19 protein-coding genes and 1 tRNA gene are annotated in these 25896 nt (G+C 40.0%); 13 read left to right on the plus strand and 7 right to left on the minus strand.

The annotated features are described in order from the left end of the window. Nucleotides 1–21 precede the first annotated feature (21 nt). The 7 genes from FA047_RS04625 to FA047_RS04655 all read left to right on the plus strand — a co-directional run bounded on the left by FA047_RS04625 (nucleotide 22) and on the right by FA047_RS04655 (nucleotide 13011). The gene (locus FA047_RS04625) at nucleotides 22–2880 is read left to right on the plus strand and encodes a SusC/RagA family TonB-linked outer membrane protein (protein WP_136834796.1); all 2859 of its coding nucleotides are present in this window, start codon (nucleotides 22–24) and stop codon (nucleotides 2878–2880) included. A 10-nt stretch (nucleotides 2881–2890) separates the two neighbouring features. Beyond that, the gene (locus FA047_RS04630) at nucleotides 2891–4639 is read left to right on the plus strand and encodes a RagB/SusD family nutrient uptake outer membrane protein (protein WP_136834797.1); all 1749 of its coding nucleotides are present in this window, start codon (nucleotides 2891–2893) and stop codon (nucleotides 4637–4639) included. A gap of 18 nt (nucleotides 4640–4657) precedes the next feature. Next, nucleotides 4658–7753: a SusC/RagA family TonB-linked outer membrane protein gene (locus FA047_RS04635; protein WP_136834798.1), complete on the plus strand. Its 3096-nt coding sequence runs from the start codon at nucleotides 4658–4660 to the stop codon at nucleotides 7751–7753. Between the two features lie 49 nt (nucleotides 7754–7802). Continuing rightward, nucleotides 7803–9581, plus strand: a complete 1779-nt coding sequence (locus tag FA047_RS04640) for a RagB/SusD family nutrient uptake outer membrane protein (protein ID WP_169304314.1) — start codon at nucleotides 7803–7805, stop codon at nucleotides 9579–9581. A 48-nt stretch (nucleotides 9582–9629) separates the two neighbouring features. Further along, the gene (locus FA047_RS04645) at nucleotides 9630–11036 is read left to right on the plus strand and encodes a hypothetical protein (protein WP_136834800.1); all 1407 of its coding nucleotides are present in this window, start codon (nucleotides 9630–9632) and stop codon (nucleotides 11034–11036) included. A 15-nt stretch (nucleotides 11037–11051) separates the two neighbouring features. Next, nucleotides 11052–11450: a hypothetical protein gene (locus FA047_RS04650; RefSeq protein ID WP_136834801.1), complete on the plus strand. Its 399-nt coding sequence runs from the start codon at nucleotides 11052–11054 to the stop codon at nucleotides 11448–11450. Between the two features lie 73 nt (nucleotides 11451–11523). Then, entirely contained in the window at nucleotides 11524–13011 is a 1488-nt protein-coding gene (locus tag FA047_RS04655; protein ID WP_136834802.1) for an alpha-L-fucosidase, read from the plus strand. 31 nt (nucleotides 13012–13042) lie between these two features. On the opposite strand, the gene FA047_RS04660 is transcribed toward FA047_RS04655, so the two are convergent. Further along, complete coding sequence (locus FA047_RS04660) at nucleotides 13043–13429, minus strand: hypothetical protein (RefSeq protein ID WP_136834803.1); 387 nt, start codon at nucleotides 13427–13429, stop codon at nucleotides 13043–13045. 89 nt (nucleotides 13430–13518) lie between these two features. Between FA047_RS04660 and FA047_RS04665 the strand changes: the two genes are divergently transcribed. Beyond that, nucleotides 13519–13998 carry a low affinity iron permease family protein gene (locus FA047_RS04665; RefSeq protein ID WP_136834804.1) on the plus strand — a complete coding sequence of 160 codons (480 nt, stop codon included), beginning with the start codon at nucleotides 13519–13521 and terminating at the stop codon, nucleotides 13996–13998. A gap of 147 nt (nucleotides 13999–14145) precedes the next feature. Here the strand turns inward: FA047_RS04665 and FA047_RS04670 are convergent, their stop codons facing one another. After that, nucleotides 14146–14988 carry a VOC family protein gene (locus tag FA047_RS04670; RefSeq protein WP_136834805.1) on the minus strand — a complete coding sequence of 281 codons (843 nt, stop codon included), beginning with the start codon at nucleotides 14986–14988 and terminating at the stop codon, nucleotides 14146–14148. Between the two features lie 165 nt (nucleotides 14989–15153). On the opposite strand from FA047_RS04670, the gene FA047_RS04675 reads away from it, so the two are divergent. The 4 genes from FA047_RS04675 (at nucleotide 15154) to FA047_RS04685 (ending at nucleotide 18535) form a co-directional block, all read left to right on the plus strand. Further along, nucleotides 15154–15714: a hypothetical protein gene (locus FA047_RS04675; RefSeq protein WP_136834806.1), complete on the plus strand. Its 561-nt coding sequence runs from the start codon at nucleotides 15154–15156 to the stop codon at nucleotides 15712–15714. Between the two features lie 19 nt (nucleotides 15715–15733). Further along, nucleotides 15734–16510, plus strand: a complete 777-nt coding sequence (locus tag FA047_RS20980) for a cation:proton antiporter (RefSeq protein ID WP_262709967.1) — start codon at nucleotides 15734–15736, stop codon at nucleotides 16508–16510. A gap of 29 nt (nucleotides 16511–16539) precedes the next feature. Beyond that, complete coding sequence (locus FA047_RS20985; RefSeq protein ID WP_262709968.1) at nucleotides 16540–17898, plus strand: cation:proton antiporter; 1359 nt, start codon at nucleotides 16540–16542, stop codon at nucleotides 17896–17898. A 79-nt stretch (nucleotides 17899–17977) separates the two neighbouring features. Further along, nucleotides 17978–18535 (plus strand): EcsC family protein, encoded by a 558-nt coding sequence (locus FA047_RS04685; RefSeq protein WP_225872629.1) that lies wholly within the window; start codon nucleotides 17978–17980, stop codon nucleotides 18533–18535. Nucleotide 18536: 1 nt separating this feature from the next. On the opposite strand, the gene FA047_RS04690 is transcribed toward FA047_RS04685, so the two are convergent. Continuing rightward, nucleotides 18537–18956, minus strand: coding sequence for a hypothetical protein (locus FA047_RS04690; protein WP_136834807.1), 420 nt, complete (start codon nucleotides 18954–18956; stop codon nucleotides 18537–18539). 187 nt (nucleotides 18957–19143) lie between these two features. Between FA047_RS04690 and FA047_RS04695 the strand changes: the two genes are divergently transcribed. Next, on the plus strand, nucleotides 19144–19599 hold the full coding sequence (locus FA047_RS04695; protein WP_136834808.1) for a hypothetical protein: 456 nt from the start codon (nucleotides 19144–19146) through the stop codon (nucleotides 19597–19599). Between the two features lie 96 nt (nucleotides 19600–19695). Here the strand turns inward: FA047_RS04695 and FA047_RS04700 are convergent. From FA047_RS04700 to FA047_RS04715, 4 genes are all read right to left on the minus strand, one after another. Then, nucleotides 19696–19768 (minus strand) — tRNA-Lys (locus FA047_RS04700). A gap of 113 nt (nucleotides 19769–19881) precedes the next feature. Next, nucleotides 19882–21819 (minus strand): KUP/HAK/KT family potassium transporter, encoded by a 1938-nt coding sequence (locus tag FA047_RS04705; protein WP_136834809.1) that lies wholly within the window; start codon nucleotides 21817–21819, stop codon nucleotides 19882–19884. Between the two features lie 127 nt (nucleotides 21820–21946). Next, nucleotides 21947–24010: a beta-L-arabinofuranosidase domain-containing protein gene (locus FA047_RS04710; protein WP_136834810.1), complete on the minus strand. Its 2064-nt coding sequence runs from the start codon at nucleotides 24008–24010 to the stop codon at nucleotides 21947–21949. A 10-nt stretch (nucleotides 24011–24020) separates the two neighbouring features. Then, nucleotides 24021–25856, minus strand: a complete 1836-nt coding sequence (locus FA047_RS04715; protein WP_136834811.1) for a glycoside hydrolase family 2 protein — start codon at nucleotides 25854–25856, stop codon at nucleotides 24021–24023. Nucleotides 25857–25896 lie beyond the last annotated feature (40 nt).

The raw sequence follows: 25896 nt of genomic DNA on the forward strand, positions 1-25896 counted from the left end.
ATTACAGCTAAAAGAAAAAAAATGATTAAAATTAGTACATCAAATAAAACCAGTGCCTTTGCGAAGCTGCTAAAGCGGGGACTAACATACAGTCTCTTTTGCGGCGTAGTACCTGCATATACTATTGCCCAGCAAAAAGCTTCAACTGCAGCAGACAGCTTATCTGCAGACAAAATGGACGGCAAACTCCCTTATATAAAAAGGGGTGTTAACGTTTGGAATGGAGTAACTTCCCGCCAGGTAAACCTGGGAGGTACTTCTACTATATATTCGGAAAATATAAGTACTACACCTGTTGCAGACATCACCAATGTCATGGCAGGAAGGCTGCCTGGCTTGTATACATTACAATCTTCAGCTGCTCCTGGTAGTGATGCAGCGAGTTTTGGCCTAAGAGGAAAGACACCTTTAATTGTAATTGATGGGGTCATCAGGTCTTTTACGAGTTTCAACGCGAATGACATCAAAAGCATTACGGTGATGAAGGATGCTTTATCTACAGCAATGTTTGGATTGAGATCATCAAATGGAGTGGTTTATATTACTACCAAAGACCGGGCTGAAAATAAACCGTTTGAATTAAATTTTACAGCCCAGTACGGAAATCTACAGCATTTAAATACACCTAATTTCATCACCGGTGCCAATTATGCGAGGCTTTACAATGAGGCTCAGAAGAATACCAGTCCAAATGCAACACCCTTTTATGATGCAACAACTATAGCAGCCTATCAAAATGGGACAAATAATCAATTTTTACAGCCCAGCACCAATTGGTATGATCTGGTTTATAAAAAACAAAGTAGCCAGCAGCGGTATAATATTGATGTAATGGGTAATAGCAAGAGTTATAGATATTATGCGAGTATTGAAAACTTTAGTTCCAAGGGGAACTTCCTGACCGATGCAGATAATACTTATAACACCAATAACTTTTATAAAAGATATAATGTTCGCGCCAATGCGCAGATGAATTTTAACGAAGACATTAGCTTGTCTTTAAATGTCTTTGGATCAGTTGAATCCAATAATCAACCTGGAGCTGGTTCTTCAAATATTATGAACGGCATTTACTCAACTTCGCCACTGGCTTATGCTCCAAAGAATCAAGATGGTACCTATGGCGGTTCAGCTACTATCTCCAATAACATACTTGGATCTACAGTCAACAGGGGATACATTACCACCAGTAACCGGACAGTAAATGTTGATGCTACGTTGTTGTATAAGCTTGATGATATTACAGAGGGGTTATGGACACAGGGAACACTGTCTATTAATAATTATTATGCACAGACAACTTCTCGTGTGAAAACGTTTGCTATTTTCTATCCAACGACTACTGGTTCAGGTACAACTTTTACGAAAGTGGGCAATGACGGAGTATTGGATGCTTCAAATGGATCCTATTCAATTGATGGACAATTCAAACAAACTTATACAAACTTCCTGCTGGGCTACGATAGAGAGTTTAATGACCATGGTATCAGCTTACTTGCCAGTTATAATAATGACAATATTTTAGAATCTTATACACAGTTAAATCGGATTTACCAAAATTCGGGGCTAACAGCTAGGTATAATTATAAAGGAAAATATCTTGCCGAAGCGGTAGCCAATTTTAGTGCTTTCAATAGGTATGCGCCTGGCAACCGCTGGGGTTTTTTACCTTCATTTGGACTTGGCTGGGTAACCAGTGCTGAAGATTGGTTTAAATCAGGGGCGATCAGCTTTCTTAAACTACGCGGGACGATAGGCCAGACTGCCTGGGGAGCTCCCGGATATTACAACTATCTACAGACTTATACTATTGGCAGTACAGGTTATGTTTTTGGTACAGGTTTAGGTAGCGTAAGTGGTATATCTGAAAGTGGTGTGGCTGCAGTAGGTCAAACCTGGGAGAAAGCATGGAAATACGATGTTGGTCTCGAAGCCGGATTTTTCAATAATAAATTAAACAGTTCCCTAACTTACTATAGCAATAGGTACTACGATTTATTACAGGAAAAAGGAGGGGGCTATAGCTCAGCGATATTTGGACAGACTTATCCTAATGAGAATATTGGAAAACAAAATTTCTCTGGTTTTGAAGTTGCTTTAAATTATGGAAATAAAACTAATGCGGTTAAGTTCGGTTATGAACTTGGTGCTAATGTATCCATAGAGCAATCCAAGATTGTAGACAATGACGAGCCTAATTTGCCATACAGCTGGTTGTATAAAAAAGGCGCTCCGGTAACACAAACCAGAGGTTATGAAGCTGTCGGTTTTTATCAGCAGGGAGAAAACTCAGGTAATACCCCAAGCATTCTTGGTTATAACCCACAGCCTGGTGATCTTAAATACAAAGACCTTAATAATGACGGTGTCATCAATTTCCTTGATCAAAAACTCATCAATAGTACAAAACCACGCATTTACTTTGGTTTTAACTTCGGTTTCAGCTATAAGAATTTTGACCTGACTGGCTTATTGCAAGGTATCGTAAACCGGCAGGTTACCCTTAGTCCATCATCTATGTCCGCTTTTTCAAATGGTACGGGATATGTGCTCGACTATAGCACCGAAAACCGCTGGACCACTGAAAATAATGTTGATGCTACTCTTCCCAGACTGACTTTGGGAGGAAATACCAACAATACTCAAACTTCTACTTTTTGGATTAAGGATGCAGATTATTTGAGACTGAAGAATTTAGAACTGGGATATAGCTTCCCGGCTAAATTATTAGGCAAAGCAAAAATTAACAAATTAAGACTCTTTGTTAACGCCTATAACCTGTTTACGGTTACTGATCTTGATTATTTCGATCCTGAATCTCAACTGTCAGGTTTTTCGAATCAACGCATCATTAACGGTGGTATTTCCTTAAGACTTTAATCAAAATAAGATGATGAAAAGATATTATATTTTAATCGTAGTAGCACTGATGTTTACAGCAACAGGGTGTAAAAAGATGATAGAAGATGGTCCTCTAGAATTTATCGATGAGGACAGGATCTTTAACCCTGCAGATTCCCTGGGAACTTATTCAGACCAATACCTAAACAACATTTACTCCGGTCTTCCAAAAGGTTTCAACCGGATTGGAAATAATATTCTGGATGCAGGTTCTGATGATGCTGTGCCTAATAACATTCTGGACAACATTCAGTATTTCTCAACAGGAGCAATCAATTCCACCGTACTTCCTGACAATGTATGGGATGCAAATTACAGCAATATCAGGAAAGTAAATATTTTCCTGAACAAGGTAGACAGGGTAAATTTAAAAGCCAGTTTAAAAGGATATAAAGAGCGTTGGAAAGCAGAAGCAAGAGCCTTGCGGGCCATGTTTTATTTTGAACTATTGAAAAGATGGGGCGGTGTACCTTTAATTGGTGATAAGGTATTTGCTGTGAATGAAAAAATTCAAGTTCCAAGAAACTCTTACCAGGAATGCGTGACTTACATCACTTCAGAGTTAGATGCTGTAATGCCTCTTCTATTATCACCCAATGCGACCGGAACATTTTCAGCGACCTTTTACGGACGTTTCAGCAGAGGAGCTGCAATGGCTTTAAAGGCGAGAGTATTATTATATGCTGCAAGTCCGCTAAACAACCCAAATAATGACTTGTCAAAATGGGCTGCAGCAGCAAAGGCGGCTAAAGATATCATTGATAGTGTAGCAGCAAACAAATTTACTTATAAGCTAAATGATGCAGCTACGACGGCGCATTATACGACAACTACGTTGGCGGGAATCACAAGTTCAGCTAATCTAAGCACCTATGTAACCTCTGTGAACAAATTCCTGAGTATTTTTTCTACCGCCAGCAACAACGAGATCATTCTACCTTACATGAGTACGACCAATCAGACCGTGGAAAGCGCCAATGATCCTATTGGTTATGCCAGAAGTGGTTCAGGAAAAACTAATCCAACACAGGAACTGGTAAATGCTTTCGAAATGTACAGTGGAAAGACAATTTCAGAGTCGAGTACCGATTACAACAGTAATACACCGTATTACAACAGGGATCCACGTTTGGTGGGTACAGTCACGTTTGACGGACTCTATTGGCTTACCCGTAAAGTACAGACTTATGACGGAGGTCTGGATCGTCCTTTGGGCTTTGGTAATACCAATAATGGCGAGACCCGTACAGGTTATTACATGCGTAAATTCATGACCAGTAATGCAAGTGCTACGAGTTTTGCTAATACCAACCACGTGTTTCCGATTATTAGGTATGCAGAGGTGTTACTGAACTATGCTGAAGCACAGAATGAAGCGGTTGGGGCAGATGCATCAGTTTATAAAGCGATCAATGATATCAGGGCACGGGTAAATATGCCAGCATTGCCTGCGGGACTTACACCGGCGGCAATGAAAGAGCGAATCCGAAATGAAAGAAGGGTTGAAATGGCATTTGAAGAACAGCGTTTCTGGGACATCAGACGCTGGAAAATCGCTGGTACAGTACTCAACGGAACGTTAAATGGTGTTAAAGGCACTTTGTCAGGAACAACAGTTACCTACAATATGGTGCCTGTAATACCAGTAAAATTTGATGTTTCAAAGATGTACCTGTTTCCGATTCCATTTAACGAGGTGGTAGCTAATCCATCAATGATCCAAAATCCTAATTGGTAACGATTTAAGAAATTAAATATGAAAAAAATTATATACATGGCGGTCCTGATCTTTATTGCATGTTCATCTGCAATGGGACAGTCTGGCCGTACAATAACCGGTACTGTTTCTGATAATGCAGGTCCGATACCAGGAGTATCTATTTTTGAAAAAGATCAGAATACCAATGGTACAAATTCAGATAACAGGGGGAATTTTAAGCTCACACTAAACAGTAGCAGCGAAATCCTAGTTTTCAAACTGGTAGGATATTTAACACAGGAAATTAGTCTGAAAGGTAAAACTAAAATCAATGTAGTACTTGAAGACGATGTAAAAGGACTGGAAGAGGTGGTGGTACTCGGATTTGGTCAGAAAGCCTCAAAACTAACTAATACAGGCGCCACAAGCTCAATTACAGGTACTGAGATCCGTCAGAGCCCGAGTGCAAGTTTGCAAAATTCACTGGCCGGGCGCTTACCTGGATTTTTCTCACAACAACGGAGCGGACAGCCAGGGAGAGATGGCGCTGCTTTCCAGATTCGTGGTGTCAGTACTTATGCAGGTGGATCGAATCCTTTAATCATTGTTGATGATATCGAATTTACGATTGATCAGGTTAACCAGATTGATCCAAATGAGGTAGAAAGCGTAACGATACTAAAAGATGCATCTACTACTGCTATTTATGGGGTGAGGGGAGCAAATGGTGTATTGATCGTTAGGACAAGAAGAGGTGAATCAGGCAAGCCACTATTATCAGTACGTAGCGAAACCGGTATTCAAATGCCAACTCAAAGGCCTAAAGTCAATGACGGTTATACGACGCTGTCTCTGTATAGGGAACGCCTCACTAACACATTTGTAGATCCTGCAACCGTCGCACCTCAATTCTTTTCCGGTAATAATCTGGAACATTACAGGTTAAATGATGATCCTTATAATTATCCAAACGTAAACTGGTGGGACGAGGTATTGAAAGATGTAAGCTTGCAGACCCGCATCAACTTCGATATCAGCGGTGGCTCTAAAATTGCAAAATATTTTGTGTCCTTAGGTTATATAGACCAGGGGGGGATATTTAAGGATTTTTCAAAGGATCAGGGCTATGAGACAAATTACTTTTACAACAGGTACAACTTTAGGTCAAATGTAGATATTGATCCGACTAAAGATCTCCATATACGTCTGGATCTGTCAGGTAGGTTTGGAATCACGAATGAACCATTTGACAAAGATTGGAATAATGGTGGTACTACTTTTCAGTATTTGTGGAACGGTGAGCTCTCATCATTCAGTTATCCCGTATACACACCGGATGGTCAACTGGCAACCAGTAGTAATCCTAGTGGTATAAAACCTAATCCGATAGCAAATTTAAAATACTCTGGTTACACACGGTCTTATACTAACAATATCAATCTGGTTACCCAGGCAAAGCAAAAACTTGATTTTATTACCCCGGGATTATCTGCAAATGCATTGGTTTCTTTTGCCAGTGATTATGGATTCAACAGGCTTTTGCGCCGGAGCGGAAGCGGTACTAATCTGGAGATACTTGCCTATGCATTTAATCCTACGACCAAAGCTTTTGAACCTTGGAATCCTAATGTACCAAGGATGGGTTATCTGATTAGACAAGGTGGAGCTACAGGTACCAGCAGATTGGTTAACCTACAAGCCAGTCTAAATTATGCCAGGAATTTTGGTGATCACAACATCACGGCATTAGCCCTTTTAAATCAGACTACCAGTTCCTCAAATGCAACCATACCTGCCAATATTCGTGGTATTGCCAGCAAATTGAACTATGCCTACAAAAACAAATATCTGCTGGATATCAGTGCGGGTTATAACGGCTCAGATAAATTTGAATCCAGCAAAAAATACCAGTTATTCCCCGCTGGAAGCATAGGTTGGAATATCAGTGAAGAGCCTTTTTTCAAAAACAATATTAGTTTCATAGATTTCATGAAAATAAGAGCATCTTATGGTATTACAGGTAATGAAAACATTGGCTCAAGTATCTATTCTTACGTAAAGGCCTATACCTATCCATCTGGAAGATCTTACATGTTCGGAGAGGCACCAACAGCTTCAAATGGCACTGTAGAGCCAACTTTAGCCAATACAGAAATCACTTGGGAAGTTCAGAGTGATGCCAATATTGGACTGGAGTTCAACATGTTTAAATCGAAACTGAAAATTGAGGCAGATTATTTCTATAAGAAAAGAAAGGATATCCTGACTACACCGGGTACTTTGGCCGGAAGTTTTGGTGCTGGTGTACCACAGTATAACCTGGGTATTGTGAGTAACAGAGGATACGAAGTAAATGTAACTTACCGTGATAAAATTAATTCAAATCTCTCTTTCTTCGGTAATGCCAATGTGACCTACGCACAAAATAAAGTGTTGTACAGAAATGATCCTGACTATTTGTATCCTTGGCAGGAAAGAACAGGCCGCCCGGTAGGTGGTGTGTTCCAGTACACCAGCACAGGATTTTACCAAAATCTTGCTGAGCTATACACCTTACCACGCATCAGTGGAACCACCCCGTTGAATACGTTGCAATTGGGTTCATTGAAGTTTGCAGATTTGAATAACGATGGAGTAATTGATAACTACGATCAAGAATATATCGGCAATAATCAGCCAACTTATACTGCGGGCCTAAGTTTTGGATTTTCTTACAAGGGGTTTGATATCAGCACGCTATTTCAGGGATCCTTTGATTATATCATCAATATTCAGCGTGGCATCATTGGTTATCAGCGTCCGGATAGACAGTCTATACCTTATAACCTGGGTAGATGGACACCATTCAATGCGCAAGATGCAATATTCCCTGATTTGTCAGGCTCAGCGCACAATACAGCTGCTTCTTCATTCTGGTATAAAAGTGGGGATTACATACGCTGGAAGAACTTTGAGATGGGTTATAAACTGCCGGTGAGCTTCAGTAAGAAGTTGGGGCTGAATAACATTCGCGTGTATTCAAACGGATACAATATGGGCTTGGTATATACCGCTTTGCCTGTGTTTATAGATCCTGAATCTGCAGTAAGTTCATCTGCTGGTGAATATCCACAGCAACGTATTATCAATTTTGGTATACAGGTGGGATTATAATTGAACGCTAATGAACATGATCACTTCATCACTTTTAAAAAATATAAAGATGAAAAATAAATATATACTGATTGCTTTATGCTGCGGCGTTATGGCATTTCAATCTTGTAAAAAGGGAGGGTTTCTAGACCCTAAAATTGAACCACTTACTGAAGAAAAAGTATTTGCAGACAGTGCCAGTACGCTTGGATTTCTATCGGATTTGTATGCTTTCACGGGGATGGATATTGTACCCTATACAAGTACTTATTTCGGAACAATGAATGACAATTTTGAGACGCTGACTACCAATGTAGCTGCCGGATATGGCTCCAGTCCACAAGCTACCTTTATTGGAGGAACTCAGACTCCAGATTCACATTACATGAATATTTTCTATACAACTTATTATAAGAAAATAAGAAATGCGAATATTTTCCTGAAAAACATCTCTAAAACACCTATATCTAACGGAAGGAAAACACTGGCTATCGCCGAAGCAAAATTTTTAAGGGCCTGGTATTACTTTGCTTTGGTCAGACTTTATGGCGGAGTCCAGTTAATGGGAGATGAAGCAATCGATGATTTGCCTGCTTATGAGTATAAGAGAAATACTTACAAGGAGTGTGTTGATTATATCGTCAAAGAATTAGATGACGCTGCTGCAGTATTGCTGCCAGCATCACAGCTTGTTTCTGCAGACTATGGGCGGGCTACGTCAGGAGCTTGTAAGGCAGTTAAAGCCAGGGTATTGCTTACTGCTGCAAGTCCTTTGTTTAACGGAAGTCCAGCATCAACCATTGCCAATGTAGCTCCGCTGATAGCCTACTCGGTAACCAAGGATGAAACCTTATGGCAAAAAGCTGCTGATGCTTTAAAGCAGGTTGTAGATAATACAGATTATGCTTTAGTAGAAGACAATACGACGAAGCCGGGTTTTGGTTTTTACAACATGTTCATCAACGGACGAAAAAATACTGAATATATTTACGTGTATAACATCGCCAATGGAAAGGATCTGGAGACTTTCTGGCTTCCGAGAAGCAGAACTTCTCAGGCGCTTACTTTCAGTAATCCCTCAGAAAATCTGGTGAAGGCCTTCGGTATGAAAGATGGAAAGGCAATTACCGATGCATCTTCTGCTTATCCGTATAATCCTGAAAATCCCTACGTAAACCGCGACCCGCGTTTCAACTATTCAATCATTTTCAATCAGGCGCTGCTTGCCAACAGAACCACAACCGCAATGCAGCCAGTAGATATCTATTATACTGCAAATCCCAGTCCTACAGGAGCTCCAATACCTGCTGCCGACAGGATCGAACAGTATTATACCAGAACAGGTTATTATACCCGTAAAATGTGCAATACCGAATCTCCTTATGCCAGTTTATCGGTACAACGCGCATATCCGGTGATCCGGTTGGCAGAAATGATCTTGGGCTATGCAGAAGCATTGAATGAGATGAACCAGACAGAGTTGGCTGTGACCTACGTAAACATGATCAGAAAACGTGCAGGTATAGAACCGGGATCTAATAACAGGTATGGAATCGCTACTGGTATTTCCAAAGATAATCTTCGTTCATTGATCCAAAATGAATACCGCATAGAGCTTTTTCAGGAAGGTCACTGGTATTATGACTGCCGCCGTTGGAAGATAGCCGAAGTGGTAGAAAATCAGACAGTAACCGGTACCAGCATTTTAAAGCAATTGGACGGAAAATTTGCTTATAGTTCTATCACCGTGCTATCACCTGCTTTCAATACCAGAATGTATCTGGCACCATTGCCACTAGCTGAAGTTTTAAAAGGTAAAGGCAGTTTAATTCAAAATCCTGGCTGGTAATCTAAAACGCAACCAATTAAATATCAAACCTAATAAAACCAAAACAACATGAAAAAAACAATCATCCCTATTCTCGCAGTTAAACTGATGTGTTGCAGTCTGTTTTTTACAGCATGTAAGAAGCCTGTTACCAACCAGGAGGAGGCTTCTTCAAGAAAGCCGCCAGGCGAAAAAAGTACACTTAGTTCGCCCGTGACAAACAGCCGTAATCTGAATGTAATTTACTTCATTCCGAATGACAATCCTGCACTGGCTAATTATAAAACCAGGATCAGTGATCTGCTGTTCAACTTTCAGGATTTTGTGGCAGGAGAGATGGACCGGAATGGTTATGGCACAAAGACCTTTGGATTGTCCATCAATGACACTACCGGCAATGTAAACATTATTACCATCATGGGACAGTACGGACAAGCCAATTATGGTTATTCGACTAGCGGAAGTACGGTGCTTACAGAAGTAAATGCTTACAAAGCAACACATGCTTCAGAGTTCAGCAGTCAGCATAGTCTGATCATCATGCCTTTAAGAACAGACGGTGGTAGTACGCCTTTTTATGGGGTAGGACGTAACTGTTTTGCTGTGGACTACAACGGACTTGATGTGGCGAATCTGGCAACTACAACATCCAACCTAATGGCAGGTATGCTGCATGAGTTGGGGCATGGACTAGGTTTACCGCATAACAAGCAACGTGTTTCGCAGGCGGGTACGCTAGGTACTTCTTTAATGGGAGCAGGTAATACCACTTATGGACGTTCGGCAACATTCATGACGGAAGCAGATTGTGCGGTGCTGAACACTTGTGAAGTATTTCAACCAACTACGTCGGCTACTTTTTATGGCGCAGTGACTACCACATTAAAAACCTATGGCAATCCGAATCCCTACGATGGAAATATTTACGTAAGGGGTAAATTTACCAGTAGCAGTCCCGTAACAAATGTGCTTTACTTCCTGGATCCAAATGTAAACAATGAGGGAACAGGAGTAAATAAAGATTACAATGCCAATGCATTCCGATCATCGGTCACACCTACCGACAGTTTCAATGTTGCACTGCCTGTAGGCGATCTTCAGGTAAAAGGAAATACACCCTATGAATTGAAAATCAAATTGGTTTGTCAGAATGGTACCGTTGTTACTTATACGTATAACTTCAGTTTTGTAAGTGATGTGCCACAGTTTCCAAATTCAATACAGTTTTATCAGCATTGCAGTTATGGCGGCTGGACGGCAACATTGCCAATTGGCACCTATACACAATCGCAAATGGGCACACTGGGATTAGTAAATAATGATTTATCGTCCTTTAAAATTCCATATGGTTTGAAAGTAACCATTTACAAGGATGATAATTTCGGTGGTGCCTCTGCAGTGTACACTGGTGGCAACAGTTGTCTGAGTGGTGGATTTAATGATGTCGTTTCCTCAGTAAAAGTAGCTTATAACTAACCCTTAATCTTGATAATGATGAAAAAGACAATCTTATTATTCAGCTTAATTGCTGCATTCAATTTTGCAATTTCAACTGATGTTAAAGCTCAAACTACTGTTTTAAAGGAATACGAGATAACCGCTACTGACAGTAAAGTGTTTACTTTGTTTGTATATCTTACTGCGGATCAAGGGATCCAGGTAATAGATGTAACAGATCCCGGATATACATTTGCTACTCAGATCAATACTTTTTCCGGTACGCATGGTGGCTACGAAATGTCGGCCTATGAAGGATACTGCTATTTTAGTGACGGTATCCAGATTTATACCATGGCGTTAACGCTTCCTGTAGATGGGGATGGATCTGGTGGTCCAGACGAAGGGTTGATCTCGATTACCCCATGGCCATATCCATATCCTCCTTTTTAAATGTCAATAATTAATCAATAATACCATGAGGGGGCTTTCAAGTCCCCTCATTTTAAAACACACAATTTAACAAATGAAGAGATCAATTACGATCGCCTTAGGAATGCTATTCCTGGCGCAATCCATTGCTGTATTAGGACAGCAAAAGAAAACTGAAAAAGTAGAACTGAAATACGGCAGTCACCGTATTGGAAAGCGTGATGACGCGATAATGGAAAGATGGCGCAGTTACGGGCTTGGACAGTTCATACACTGGGGTTTATACGCGATTCCCGGTGGTGAATGGAATGGAAAACAATACAATGGCGCTGCAGAGTGGATCCGTTCCTGGAATGGAATTCCGAAATCTACTTATGACTCTCTGATCTACAAATTTGATCCTATAAAATTTGATGCAAAGCAATGGGCCATAGAAGCAAAGCAGATGGGAGCAAAGTATGTTATATTCACTACAAAGCATCACGACGGGTTTTGTATGTGGCCAAGTAAATACACCAGTTACACGATAAAAAACAGTCCCTTTAAGAAGGATGTGGTTAAAGAAGTTGTAGACGCCTATGATGCACAGGGCATAGATGTTTATCTTTATTTTTCTATTATCGATTGGAATCACCCCGGATATCAAGCTGGTAATGCGAAGCCAAATCCGTTTACTGTAGAAAGCTGGAAAACCTATAATCCATTCTCATCTAAAGAGAAAAAAGATAAGTATGAAGAATTTAAAAAATTTACGAGGAACCAACTGGTTGAATTGCTGACGAATTATCCCAAAGCTAAAGGTCTTTGGTTTGATGGTACATGGGATCCCGCCTGGATGAAGCAAGACGGTTTTACCGATAGTCTGGAAAAAGAATTAAGGGCACTACGTCCGGGTTTGATCATTGGCAGCCGATTCAGAGCAGACGAAAATGGCAGCAGGCATTTTGATAGTAACGGTGATTTGATGGGGGATTATGAACAAGGTTGGGAAAGAAAACTGCCGAACAAGATAGAAGACGTGCATGGCAATGACTGGGACTGTGTAATGACCGTTCCTGAAAATCAGTGGGGATATAATAAAGCTTGGAAAGGACACATAAAAACCAGCAATGAGCTGATTGAAATGACCGCAAAATCTGTATCCTTAGGCGGTAACTTTGTACTGAACTTTGGACCTACGGGAGATGGATCAATTAGGCTTGAAGAAAAGAAACTTGCTTCAGAAATTGGAAACTGGATGAAAACTAATGGAGACGCAATCTACAGTAGCACCTACGCCGGTCTGGAAAAACAAGATTGGGGTTATTTCACTAAAAAGAAAGGAACTGATAAGATAAATATGATCATTTTTAACACACCAATTTCAGGAACTTATCGGGTAAAATTACCTGCAGGTACAGCTATAGCAAAATCATACCAATTGGCCAGTCCATCTGAAACTTTGAAGGTTGAAGAAATCCATGCCAATGAATATTTTATTCACCTCAATAAAACTAAGGGAGCAACACCATTTGTTATTGTGCTGGAAACCACAAAGAAAGTAAGAAACGGAGACAATAACTACGAGAAAGCAAAAACATAAATTCTTATACAGGACGAATTCGATAAATGCATTATACCTTGTTTCTATCCAATTCGTCCTGTTCTTTTTGCGCAATGATCTTTTCTTTTTTAAGATCTATTCGGATCAGGTTATAAATGCTCATATAGACGTTTGCTATCCAAACGATTGAAAAACCCGCTATGATATAGCCCCTCCAGTCATGATAAAGCAGGGTGTATTTTGTCATAATCATTAGTAAAAGCGTCACATAATGACTAAAACAATACTCGCAGGTAAACAGGTAAAAGAATTTCCTCTGCAGGATATTTCCGCAGTTTTTGGATCTTGAGATACAAAATTCACGGGGTTCTTTGAATACTTCTTCCTTAGTTATTGTCCATGCTACACAGGCTACAGGCAATGCGAGTATAAAAATCCAGTAAATTGGCGTGTCCATACGAGGTAATTTTATGAATAAACAAATCATTGTGCATTTTGTTACTATCATTGTTCTTTAATTATAGAATCAATAATTACTAATTCGTTATGAAAAGCAAAAACGATAATTTTTTTGAAAAAGCATCAACTAAAATTACGACCTGGACGGGAAGTCCTGTGGCGTTTTGCGTAGCATTTTGTATTGTCATTGTCTGGATCCTATCAGGTCCGGTCTTCAACTATTCTGACACCTGGCAGCTGGTGATCAATACTGGTACTACTATTATCACCTTTCTAATGGTCTTTCTGATTCAGAAGTCGCAAAATAAGGATTCAAAAGCTATACAATTGAAACTTAATGAACTAATCGCAGCGAGCAGACATGCTAGCAACAGAATGGTGGATATTGAAGATTTAAGTGAATCTGAATTGGACGTGCTGCACAAATATTACCAAAAGCTTTCTGACATCGCAGAAGAAGACCGTGACATTCATACATCACACTCTATTGATGCTGCAGTACACCTTCAAAATATAAAGCAAGCCAAAATATCAAGAAAGAAGTCAGATACCACTGGCGATATGTAGAATTAACCCCATTTATTTAGCCTATTATTAGCAGGTAAGTAGCTAACCAGGTAAATACAAGCTTATGACAAGGCTTATCAAGGGAGTATACACGGTAATTAACCGGGTATAAAGCGTATATACTCCCTGTTTAGTGTAAACACCTTATTAGGCATTTTCCAGATTGACTACGATGAGCTTTTTCATTTTCATTAAAGCTCCCATCACGCGTTGTGCACGCTCTGGATCTTTAACTAATTCCATAAGTACCTTCGGAATGATCTGCCAGCTCAGACCATATTTGTCTACCAGCCATCCACATTGAATTTCCCGACCACCATTGAAAGTAAGTGTGTCCCAGTATTTATCAATTTCCGCCTGGTCCTCACATTCTACTACAAATGATATGGCATCATTGAAGCCAAAGCCGTGCTCGAAGGAACTGTCCATTGCCATAGTGATATAGTCCTTTATTTTAAACTGTCCATGTTTTACATAATCCGTGTTGTCACCTTCTCCTTCAGCATATTTCATGATTCCGTTTATCCCCGAACGAGGATACAGGTTAGTATAAAAAGCCATTGCTTCGGCAGCTTTTCCCGACTGTTTGCCTGTAAACATCAGTGTAGGACAGAATTTCTGAGGCGTATCTGCTTTACTTCCAGTATATAGCTGCCATGAAACACCAAATTTATCCTGTACCCATCCATATTTTGGACTCCAGGGATAACTGCCCAACTCCATTAGACTGCTGCCGCCTTCAATAATTTTATGCCAATAAGCCTCGGTTTCATCCGCGGTCTCACTAATCACCATGAACGAAATTGATGGGTTTGGTAATGAGGTTGGGCCGTCGTTCAATAACATGAATTTTTCTCCGCTTAATGAGATGCTAATTACAAAAGGGGAGGTTTGGGTAATCTTCCCGTCGCCAAAAGTAGCAATGTAAAAGTCTGCTGCCTCAGCGACTTTTCCTTTAAGGGTTAGACAAGGATAAATAGAGGTTTTCATAATCTTAGTTTTGTTTATCAAAATTACATTTATGGATAGAAAAATATACTGTGTCAACACGACAATAAATGGGTGAATTGCGACATTAGATTCAGATTCCATCCTTAAAAAAGCATTTTTTTGTAAGTTAGCGAGATTAGAAGCCAATTTTAACTCCGGATACTTATGAGGAAGATTTCAATTCTACTGCTCATTTTGATTGTTTTTTTGCAAAGCTGCGGGCTGAATGAACGGGAAAAAAAGATCAAAGCACAACAAGCGGAAATTGTAAAAAAAGAACAACAGCTCATTTTATGGGGACAACGCCTGAAGATGAAAGAGCAGCAGTTGGAGTATACAAAGCAATCTCTGGATAGTGCTAAAAAACAAATAGATTTTGTTGGTGTAAAAAAACCTTTGATCATAGGCAAATGGGCTGTTAAGATGAGTTGTATTGAAACTACGTGTGAAGGTTCTGCCCTCGGAGATACTAAAACGGAGCAATGGAATTTTAGTTACAACGGCAATACTATTGTAGTTAAAGCATATTCGGGAAAAGTATTGACCCGTATTTATGTGGGTACTTATAAAGACCATTTGCTGCACATCATCGACGAACAACAAAATTCAGGTGTTATGATCAGTGCGATGCTGAAGATATCTAATAACCGGATGGACGGAAAAAGAGAGATCGTTCAAAAAGACTGTAAAATAGTGTACTCATTAACTGCAGAGAAGTTAAAATAACTTTTCAAACCAATTGCTTATGATATTATTATCTTCTTTAGATTTTACCTTACCACTGCATAATCCTGTTATTATCTTTTCTCTGGTGCTATTTATCATCTTATTTGCACCGATCATCTTTAATAAAATAAAAGTTCCTCATATTATAGGGCTAATCATAGCTGGAGTTCTTGTTGGTCCATATGGCTTAAATTTACTAAAAAGGGATAGTAGCATTGTGTTGTTTGGCACGGTGGGTCTGCTATATATTATGTTCCTGGCTGGATTGGAGATTGACCTTGCAGAATTTAAAAAGAACAGGAAGCGTATCCTGGTATTTGGCTTGCTTACCTTCATATTTCCATTGACAGTAGGCACAATTGCCAGTTACTATGTGTTGGGCTATAGTTTTTTATCTTCTTTATTGCTGGCCAGTATGTTTTCTACACATACTTTGGTGTCTTATCCTATAGCCAGTAAATATGGTGTGATCCGCAACAGGGCGATTAGCTTGACGGTAGGCGGGACTATGATCACAGATATTCTTGCGTTGTTAATTCTGGCTGGTGTCGCTGGAATGACGAAAGAAGATGTATCCTCTGCCTTCTGGTTACAACTGGGCTTGTCGACTATAGTTTTCGTAGCTATTGTTTTTGCGGTTTTCCCCATTATTATACGTTGGTTTTTCAAGCATTATGACGATAGTATTTCTCAATATATTTTTGTCCTGGCTATGGTCTTTCTGGCTTCTTTTCTTGCAGAAGCTGCGGGTGTTGAAGCTATCATTGGAGCCTTCTTCTCGCGGGACTGGTGCTGAATAAATTTGTACCGCACAGTTCTCCATTAATGAACAGAATAGACTTTGTTGGAAATGCTTTGTTTATTCCTTTTTTTCTGATCAGCGTGGGTATGCTCGTTGATGTTACTATGCTCGTTAAAGGATGGGGGGCGTTGAGGGTCGCCGGGATTATTCTTTTTGTTGCATTGGCGACAAAATATCTTGCTGCCTGGCTTACGCAAAGGATCTTTAAACTTACGGCTACTGAAGGGAAAATGATATTTGGTCTGAGTGCTTCACATGCGGCTGCAACATTGGCCATCATCTTGGTGGGATATAATATCATAACCGGAGAAACTGCTTCAGGAGAACCCATCAGACTTTTAAATGAGGATGTGCTTAACGGAACGATCATACTGATATTGGTGAGCTGTGGCGTGAGTTCATTTGTCGTAGAAGATGCATCAAAAAAAATGGCGCTTGATCAGGATCAAGAAGATACAAATGTGTCAGATGAACAGATAAATGAAAAGATATTGGTGTCGCTGGCCTACCCGGATATGGTGACCCAACTTGTGGATTTTGGGGTAATGCTGAAATCTAAGAAAGCACATGCTCCAATTTACGGCCTCAATGTGATCGATGATGAGGGGAACAATACTTTAGGGGCTTCGAGGAAAATTCTGGAAAAAGCTGTTTCTCATGCTGCGGCTTCAGAAAATAATATCATTCCGGTTACCAGATATGATTCAAGTATCAGTAATGGTATTGTCTACACGATTAAAGAATACGAAGTTAGCGATATCGTGATTGGACTGCACAAGAAATCAGATCAGCATACTTTTTTGGGTACTAAGGCCGAGAATATTATCAGAAGGGTTCATGAAACCATCTATATCTACAGGCCTACGCAGCCTCTTAATACCTTTAAGCGAATTGTAGTTGCTATGCCACCCAAAGCGGAAACAGAGCCAGGCTTTCTTCACTGGCTGAAGAAACTAATGATGATTGCTAAAGAAGCCGGTATAGCTGTCAATTTTTATGGTACACCGGTTACCAATCACGCCATTGAAAAGATTATAGAGCGGTCTCCCGATGTGGTGAAAATAAACTTTAACGAGTTCGGTAACTGGGATGATTTTCTGATTTTCAGCAGGGAGTTAAAAGCAAATGATTTATTTATCATTGTCTCATCGCGTAAAGGGCACAATTCTCACATTCCTCAACTCAACAAATTGCCTTATTATTTGTCGAATTATTTCCTGGATCAGAGTCTGATCATTTTATATCCTAAGCAATTGGAATCAGGAATCAATATGGGCGATATAGAACAGGCAGATAGTAATCTTATAGAAACAATTTCTGAGCAAATTGGAGCGATTGGTAAAGCTGGTAAATACATAAAAGATCTTTTTACTAACAGATAGACTTTTATTTTATTATCGGTTCATCTATGGGTCTGGCATGAAAGTAGTACAGGTAGTGTAAAGTACTTAATATAAACGGATGAGCAGGATGAATATGAAGAAGGGATTTAGTCTGAGTAGAGTAAAGTCAGGGATCAAATTCGGGTTTAATGAGCTTTCGAAAGGCGGTTTTAAACAGATCTTTAGTCAGATAGACCAGTTAGGGATAAAGAAAGGTGTGGATACAATCGGCATTGATAGATTTGTAAATCAATGTGCTTTAATGGCTGCGGGGTCTGGATTGATTACAGGAGCCGGGGGGATAAGTACAATGGCTATAGGTATTCCTCTGGATGTCATTAACCTAATCACTCAACAGTTTAGGGTAACTTTAGCGGTATCTTATCATAATACCGGAAGATATAAAATCAGATTCGAAGATTTCTTTAAGATTGTTGCCTCTTCTGTTAAAGCTGATACAGGGCTTGCCATTAGTAAAAACATTATGGAAGAAGTGGCAGAGAAAATTATCCTGAATGTGGGTTCAAAGACCGCCCAGCGCTTGATCCCGATAGTAGGGGGAGCGATAGGCGGTACTGTAAATTACCTGTTTATAAAAGGAGTGGCTAAGACCCTCCAAAAAGTGGATAAAAACTAACTTACTGATTTACGACCACTGAATGTGTGCCATCGGGATTTACGATGATGCTCACAGCGCCGTGATCAATCATTGTAGAGTGGGTTCCGTTTGGATTAACAATAGTTGAAACGCTACCATGACTGATCACTGTTGAAACTCCGCCATTCGGTTGAATAACTGTTGTAACGTCGCCATTTTTTACTGCTGTAGCTACCTGGCCATTCGGTTTAATGATGGTGGTAATGTTTCCGTTTTTAATAAGCGTCGATAAACCTCCGGCAGGATTGATCAATGTGCTGATGTGTCCATTTTTAACCAAAGTAGATATGCCTCCCGAAGGATTGACAATGGTTTTTGTCAGGCAGGTATCAGTTTTGAGTTGGGCTTGTGCAGCCAGGCCTATGGGCAATGCCAATAGGATCATAAAGATTTTTTTCATAATGCATCATTTGTGTGTGTAATTAAATTTACAGATAATTTTTGCTATGAAGAAATAAAGTGTCTGAAAGACAGTAGTGTTAAGTAATGTTGTTGTTACTGTAATTCTCTATTGTCTACATAAATTGAATTCTAAAAAAGTGATATGATAAACAGATGCTTTTTTAAACTGAGTATATTCGCAGGATATGGATTTAAAAAAAGCCGGCTTATTTGCCATATTGATTATGGCACTAGAGGGATGTATTCAGACAGGTTATGAGGATGTCTCTAAAAACCCTATAATAAGGTATGTAGCGGATAACAATGGAGATACTGCCATTGCTACGATTGAGATGCTATCACCGGCAACCTTCAAAGGGGTACTGGAGATTCGTTATCGTGGCGCATATAAAGATTCAGGCGATATACGTGGTGTTGTGAGGGGAGATACGATGATCGGAGATTATAATTTCCAACATTATGGCTTGCCAAAATGGAACAGAAATCCATTGGCATTACTCAAAAGAGGAGATAGACTGATCATGGGGGAAGGAATGGTAATGTATACAGTAGGAATACCTCATTACAATCCAAATACTCCGATTGATTATGACGAAAGTAAGAGATTTGTGTTTTTTAAGGATACCATATCTGCAAAATAGTTAGTTGCTTTTATTGATGAAGGATGTAAATTATACTATAAGGATTTGCATATTGATTCTAAACAAAAAAGCCTCAAATTTCTCTGAGGCTTTTTGTGATCCCGCTGGGATTCGAACCCAGGACCACTACATTAAAAGTGTAATGCTCTACCAGCTGAGCTACGGAATCATCTTCTGTTTGAAGAGGGTGCAAAGATAGAATTTTAAATTTATTTTGCTAAATAAATTGCAAAAAAGTTTAGGTTATTTTCATGAAAGTAGCTAACTCACTTATTCTCATTACTATTTAATTCTCTTCAATATGATCGGATCTGGTATGTCTACAGTTAATGGTACTTGCTCAACGGTAACAAAACTTGAATCTAATCCAAAACCTCGTCTTTCTGATATACTCAGATGTTTTAGTATTCTATGGTAAGCCATGGTGATACGCTCTATAAATTTAAGGCTATTTGAATTGGACAGGATTTTTTCCAACACAACAAAACGAAAATCTCCAGGGATTTTGAGCGCCTGTAGGGATTGATATTTACTTGTAATGTCGATTTCGCCGCTTTTTACCAGTTCTTCGACTACTTTTCTAAATAAAACATTAACACGTTGTTCAACCCTGAAGCCCAATCTGAAGTCAATTCTTATTAGTTTCCCGGGAATCATTGGGTCGACTTCATATTCCATAGTATAGGGTTCATCGGTAACGTCCACATGCAGCAACCAGTATACGTCGGCTCTTTTTGGATGTTTTTGAATGATAGAGTAAATAACAGAAGATTCAACTTCTGTATTGAAATTCGCACTGGTCAGGTAAACCAGGTTAGAGGCATACTTTGCAATCGAAGCATCAGCACTGATGTTTTTGATCATCGGGAAAAACTCCTCAATATCAACAAATTTCATGTATCTATTCCTTATTCTACGTCCGTTAGACCAGGTCCACATAACTGAGAATAAAGCGATACCAAGAATTAATGTGAACCAGCCACCATGAAGTATCTTCGCTGCGTTTCCTGCCAGGAACGTCAGTTCGATGATTCCATAAATCGTCAGGAATACAATGATAAAACCCATAGGTACTTTCTTCCGCATCAGGAAAACCGAAACAAGAATGGTAGTCATAAGCATTGCCACAGTAATAGACAATCCATAAGCAGCCTCCATATTTACTGATTTCTCGAATATAAGTACCACTATAATACAGCCTGCCCAGAGAATCCAGTTCATAGATGGTACATATAGTTGTCCTTTTTGTTCACTGGGATAGTTGATTTTTACTTTAGGCCATAAATTCAGCCTTACAGCTTCAGCAATCAGCGTAAAAGATCCGGAGATCAATGCCTGACTGGCTATGGCAGCAGCAACCGTTGCAATGGCTATACCGTAAATCAGGAACCAATCTGGCATCAGGTGGTAAAACGGATTTACATCGCCAAGTTTGGTACCCTGTAGCTTCCATAACCAAACACCCTGGCCCATATAATTCAAAACCAGACAAGCCTTTACATAAATCCAGCTAATGCGGATGTTTGACCGGCCACAATGTCCGAGATCTGAATATAAAGCTTCCGCTCCGGTAGTACAAAGGAATACCGCTCCGATGATTAAAAAGGCTTCAGGGTTTGTAGTTAAAATATGAATGGCATAATAAGGGTTAATCGCCTTAAGGATCTCCGGAAGTTCCAATATGTAAATAAAGCCCAGCACGGCGATCATGGTGAACCATAACCACATGATGGGGCCAAAGGCTTTTCCCACAAGTGAAGTTCCAAATTGCTGGAGAATGAAGAGTGCTGTGATAATGGCAAGTACAATAGGGACGGTCGGTAGGTCCTGGTAAATGAGACTTAATCCTTCAATGGCAGCAGAAACAGTTACAGCAGGTGTCATAATTCCATCAGCCAGCAGTGCTGCACCACCAATCATCGCAGGAATGATGAGCCATTTCGCCTTACGCTTCACCAAAGAATATAACGAGAAAATACCACCTTCACCTTTATTGTCTGCTTGTAAGGTGATGACCACGTATTTGATGGTAGTTTGAAGTGTTAGCGTCCAGAAGATACAGGAGAGTCCCCCCAGAATCAAATCCTGGGTGATCAACCTTTCTCCAATTATTGCTTTAAAAACGTAAAGTGGAGATGTACCTATATCACCGTATATGATTCCAAGACTAATTAATAAACCCGCTGCACTTAATTTTTGAATGTTTTTATGATGGCCCATGGCTGTTAAAATAATGCGCCAAATGTATGAAAATAATGCATTCAAAAAATCTTTGTTTTTAAATAAATAAAAGGCTGATATCTTCTAAAGATCAGCCTTTTATAAAGAATTTTTAATCCCTGTTATTTTATTTTACTACCGGGAAAGCAGAAATTCTCAGTCTCGCGCCGCCCATAGGTACTAAGGTTAACGTAGTTACTGCTTCTTCAGTTATCACAGGGCTCTGAGGAAGCACAGCAGCTAATCCATATTGATCGATTCCCCATTTGGGGATCAGTTTCCCTTTAGCTTTTAGCTCGATAGGAGCATTGCTGTTTGTGAAGGGGTTATTGTCTTTAGGCCAGGCTTTTTTAACAATGCTAAAAGACTTTTCAGGATGCTTTGCATCCAGTATCAGTCCGTAGTTCCATGCGGTTTTAGGGTGGATTTCATAAGAAGGCCATTTTTTGGGGTCAGCACCAGGCTGCCATTGTGAATCTCCAATAGCAGTTTGTTTACTATCTTTTTGTATATAATCCTCTTCGATTTTTAAAGAATACGTCAATGGGCCGTAGTTTACGCTTACACTGTTCTTGTTTTTCTCCCAGGTCTTTACCTTTAAACTCATTGGGAGCTCTAAAGCGATTTTATCTCCGTTCTTCCATGATCCGCTCAGTTTAATGTATTCACTGCCGCTGGTATTTACAGGGATCATTTTGTTATTCACTTTTACAATGGGATTTTTGCACCATTCCGGTACACGGAGGTATAGCGGGAAGTTTACTGCTTTTGGCGTTTTAACTGTGATGTTGATCAAATCGTCAAAAGGATATTTCGTAGTTTGGGTAAGAGTGATATCAGTGCCGGTGCCTACTTTTACTTTAACTTCACCCTCCACATAAAGCTGGACAGCAATTCCGTTATCAGGTGTAGCCATCCAGGTATTCTCAGCATAGTATACCCATCCGGCAGCATGGTTGTGCTGACAGCATCTGCTGCTGAAAGGATTCATCATCAGAAAGGGGCCGGTATTATCTATGCCGGGATGGTGGTTTTTCGCATCACTGATCACCATGTTCGGGGCGGTTAAATAACGCAAAGCCCTATAATCTGGAGTAAACGCTGCAGAAAAGGTATTTAAAGCTACATCTTCACAGTTTTCTGCCCAAAATGTATCTCCTGTTATGCCGAGCATCATTTGGTCAGAAGTCATTTGTTCTACCAGGCCACAGGTTTCTACAGCTTGTCTGGGATCGTCATAACCCTTTCTGGAGTTTTCATCGCCTCCAAACATACCTCCGGGAACTTGTCCATAGATATTCCTGATCAGTTGATGGTTGCTATAAGAAGCTGCCAGGTCATTCTTGTCATGACTTTGCAGGTAATAGGTAGCCGGCTCCCTGAAACATTGTGCAATATTTACATTGTGCCAGTTGGGCAGGTTGTCTGTTTGTCTCCAGTTGGCAGTGTTCTTGTCAATCTTCGTTGCGAGATCAAGCAACCATTTGTCACCGGTACGGTTGTAAAGCCAATAGATACTGGTAATGTTATCTCCGCCCCGGCTTTTTTCCCAGTAATCTTCCAATAATTTATCATCAGGAATGCTCAATTGCCATTTGAAATATTTGGTCATCAGATCGATAACCCTTGAATCTTTAGTATACTCATAGTAAGATTGAAGGCACCAAAGCATCGGCATATTTGTCCAAAGATCCCGTTTACCATTTCCTTTTTCTACAAATGGGCCAAAATCACCATTGTCACGTTGATTGTTCAATGTCGCATTGATCCAGAATTTGGTTTCTGTGATCATTTTATCGTCGTTGAGCATGTAGCCTATATTGGAATAGCCCTTTAGCCAGTAGGGCAATTCTTCCCATCCGTGTTTTCCCACACCGCTTTTATTCAACCATGCATTGTCGTTTTTAGAAAGCCAAATACTGATCTCTCCTAGATTTCCTGTCAAGCCATTTTTTTGGAGTACTAACGCTTGCTTAAGCCATCCTCCCGGGCTAATGGTGCCAATAGGCAATTTTATAAAGTGATTGTTGAGCAGGGGAGCTTTATTACTTACATAGTAGCTGTTAGGTATATTATTGCTGGTCGTTTTTACTACCTCCGCTTTGATACTTTGGGCAATACTATATTGTACAGGTAATCCTGACAGCGAGAAAGCCATCAGGATTATTGTATTTTTTATGTTAAAACTCATAATACGCTTATTATTTAAGTTCTACCAGTGATTTATTGTACAATTTATTCGTCACCTCTTTAAGTTTTGCCTCAGGTACTTTGATTATCTTTCTGTCATAAGTCATCAATCCGTTGGTTTCCTGTTCCACATCTGTAGTCTGTGTATATACAGCAGCTGAAAGCCCTTTTTTGATCAGGTATTCCATTCTGTTCATAAACGATGCGTATTTCTCGAAAAGCTCATCAGCAGTTTTGAAACTCTGGTATCCCCAGTTATCTTTCTCTTTCCAGGTATGCCCGGGTACCGGTAATCCCAATCCGCCATACTCACCCAATACGATGGCATGAGTAGGGCCAAATAGATCAGGACGAGGCATCTGAGGGTCAGGGTAATGATGGAGGTCAACGATATCACCGGTGATCACATGATTGCCGCCACTCGCACTATTGACCAGGCGAGAAGGATCTTTTGCTTTAGTCCATTCAGCAATCTCTTTGGTTTTAAACTGTCCCCATGCTTCGTTGAAAGGTGTCCACACAATAATGCTCGGAAAGTTATGTAGATCATCCATGATTTCTTTCCATTCTTTGCGGTACATTGCTTCAGATTCTGGTGTCCGGTTCTTATCTGTTCCGCCCATTTGGCCCAGTTTAGGCTCCCAATGGTTACCTAGATCTCCGCTTGGCATGTCTTGCCATACCAGCATCCCCATTTTATCGCATTCATAATACCAGCGTGCAGGTTCAACTTTAATGTGTTTTCGGATCATATTAAAACCCATTTCCTTAGTTTTAATGATGTCAAATTTCAACGCTTCGTCAGTAGGGGCTGTGTATAATCCATCTGGCCACCATCCCTGATCTAAGGGCCCATATTGAAATACAAATTCATTATTTAACAGCATGCGCTGCACACCATTTTTATCCAAGCCGATTGAAGATTTACGCATGGCAAAGTAGCTGCCTGCTTCATCAATCACTTTACCGTTTCTAATAACGGCAATCTTCAGGTCGTATAAGAATGGGTCGGTTGGTGACCATAATTTTGGATTGGCGATAGCTAATGTGGCGTTTGTATTTGCATCAACTTCCTGTTCCGCTATCTTGGTTTTGTCATCAAAAGCAGTGATCCTGATTTTGTCACCACTAACAATCGACTGTACATCTGCGCTTACTGAGATTGTTTTCGCATCAATATCAGGTGTGTGTTTGGTTGAAGCTATATAAGTTTTAGGTACACTTTCGAGCCAGACTGTCTGCCAAATCCCACTAACCGGAGTATACCAAATGCCTTCAGGTTTTTTTACTTGTTTACCTCTTGGCTGGGGTCCTTCATCTGTTGGATCCCATACGCTGATGGTAAGTTCCTGTTTCCCGCTTTTTCTAACAAACACGGTAATATCAAATGTAAACGGATCGAATCCACCTTCATGCGAACCAACTTTTTGTCCGTTTACCCAAATGTCTGTTTTCCAGTCTACGGCACCAAAATGAAGCAAAATGCTGTTCTTCATTGTCGAAGGGATAATAAAGCTGGTTTTATACCAAAGCAGATTGTTCTTATCTATGGTTTTTCCAACTCCTGATAAAGAAGACTCCAGAGCAAAAGGAACAAGGATTTTTCCCTGATACGCCTTAGGTGTTTCATTTTTTCCAGTGATGGCATAATCCCACAAGCCATTTAGATTTTTCCAGTTGTTGTTCCTGGTCAGGTGTGGCCGAGGGTATTCTGGTAAAGGTTTTAAAGGATCTACTTTTTCCGCCCATGGTGAAGCAATTTTTCCTGGTACAGGCTTCCATGTTTGTGCTGAGACGATAAGAGATTGGCTAAGGAATAGTCCGACTACATAGGTCTTTAGTTTCATAAAATCGAATATTTGGTTTTTTGTGGTTAAAATATTTATT

The sequence above is a fragment of the Pedobacter frigoris genome (genome assembly GCF_005116445.1).
In the GTDB taxonomy this organism is placed as follows: domain Bacteria; phylum Bacteroidota; class Bacteroidia; order Sphingobacteriales; family Sphingobacteriaceae; genus Pedobacter; species Pedobacter frigoris.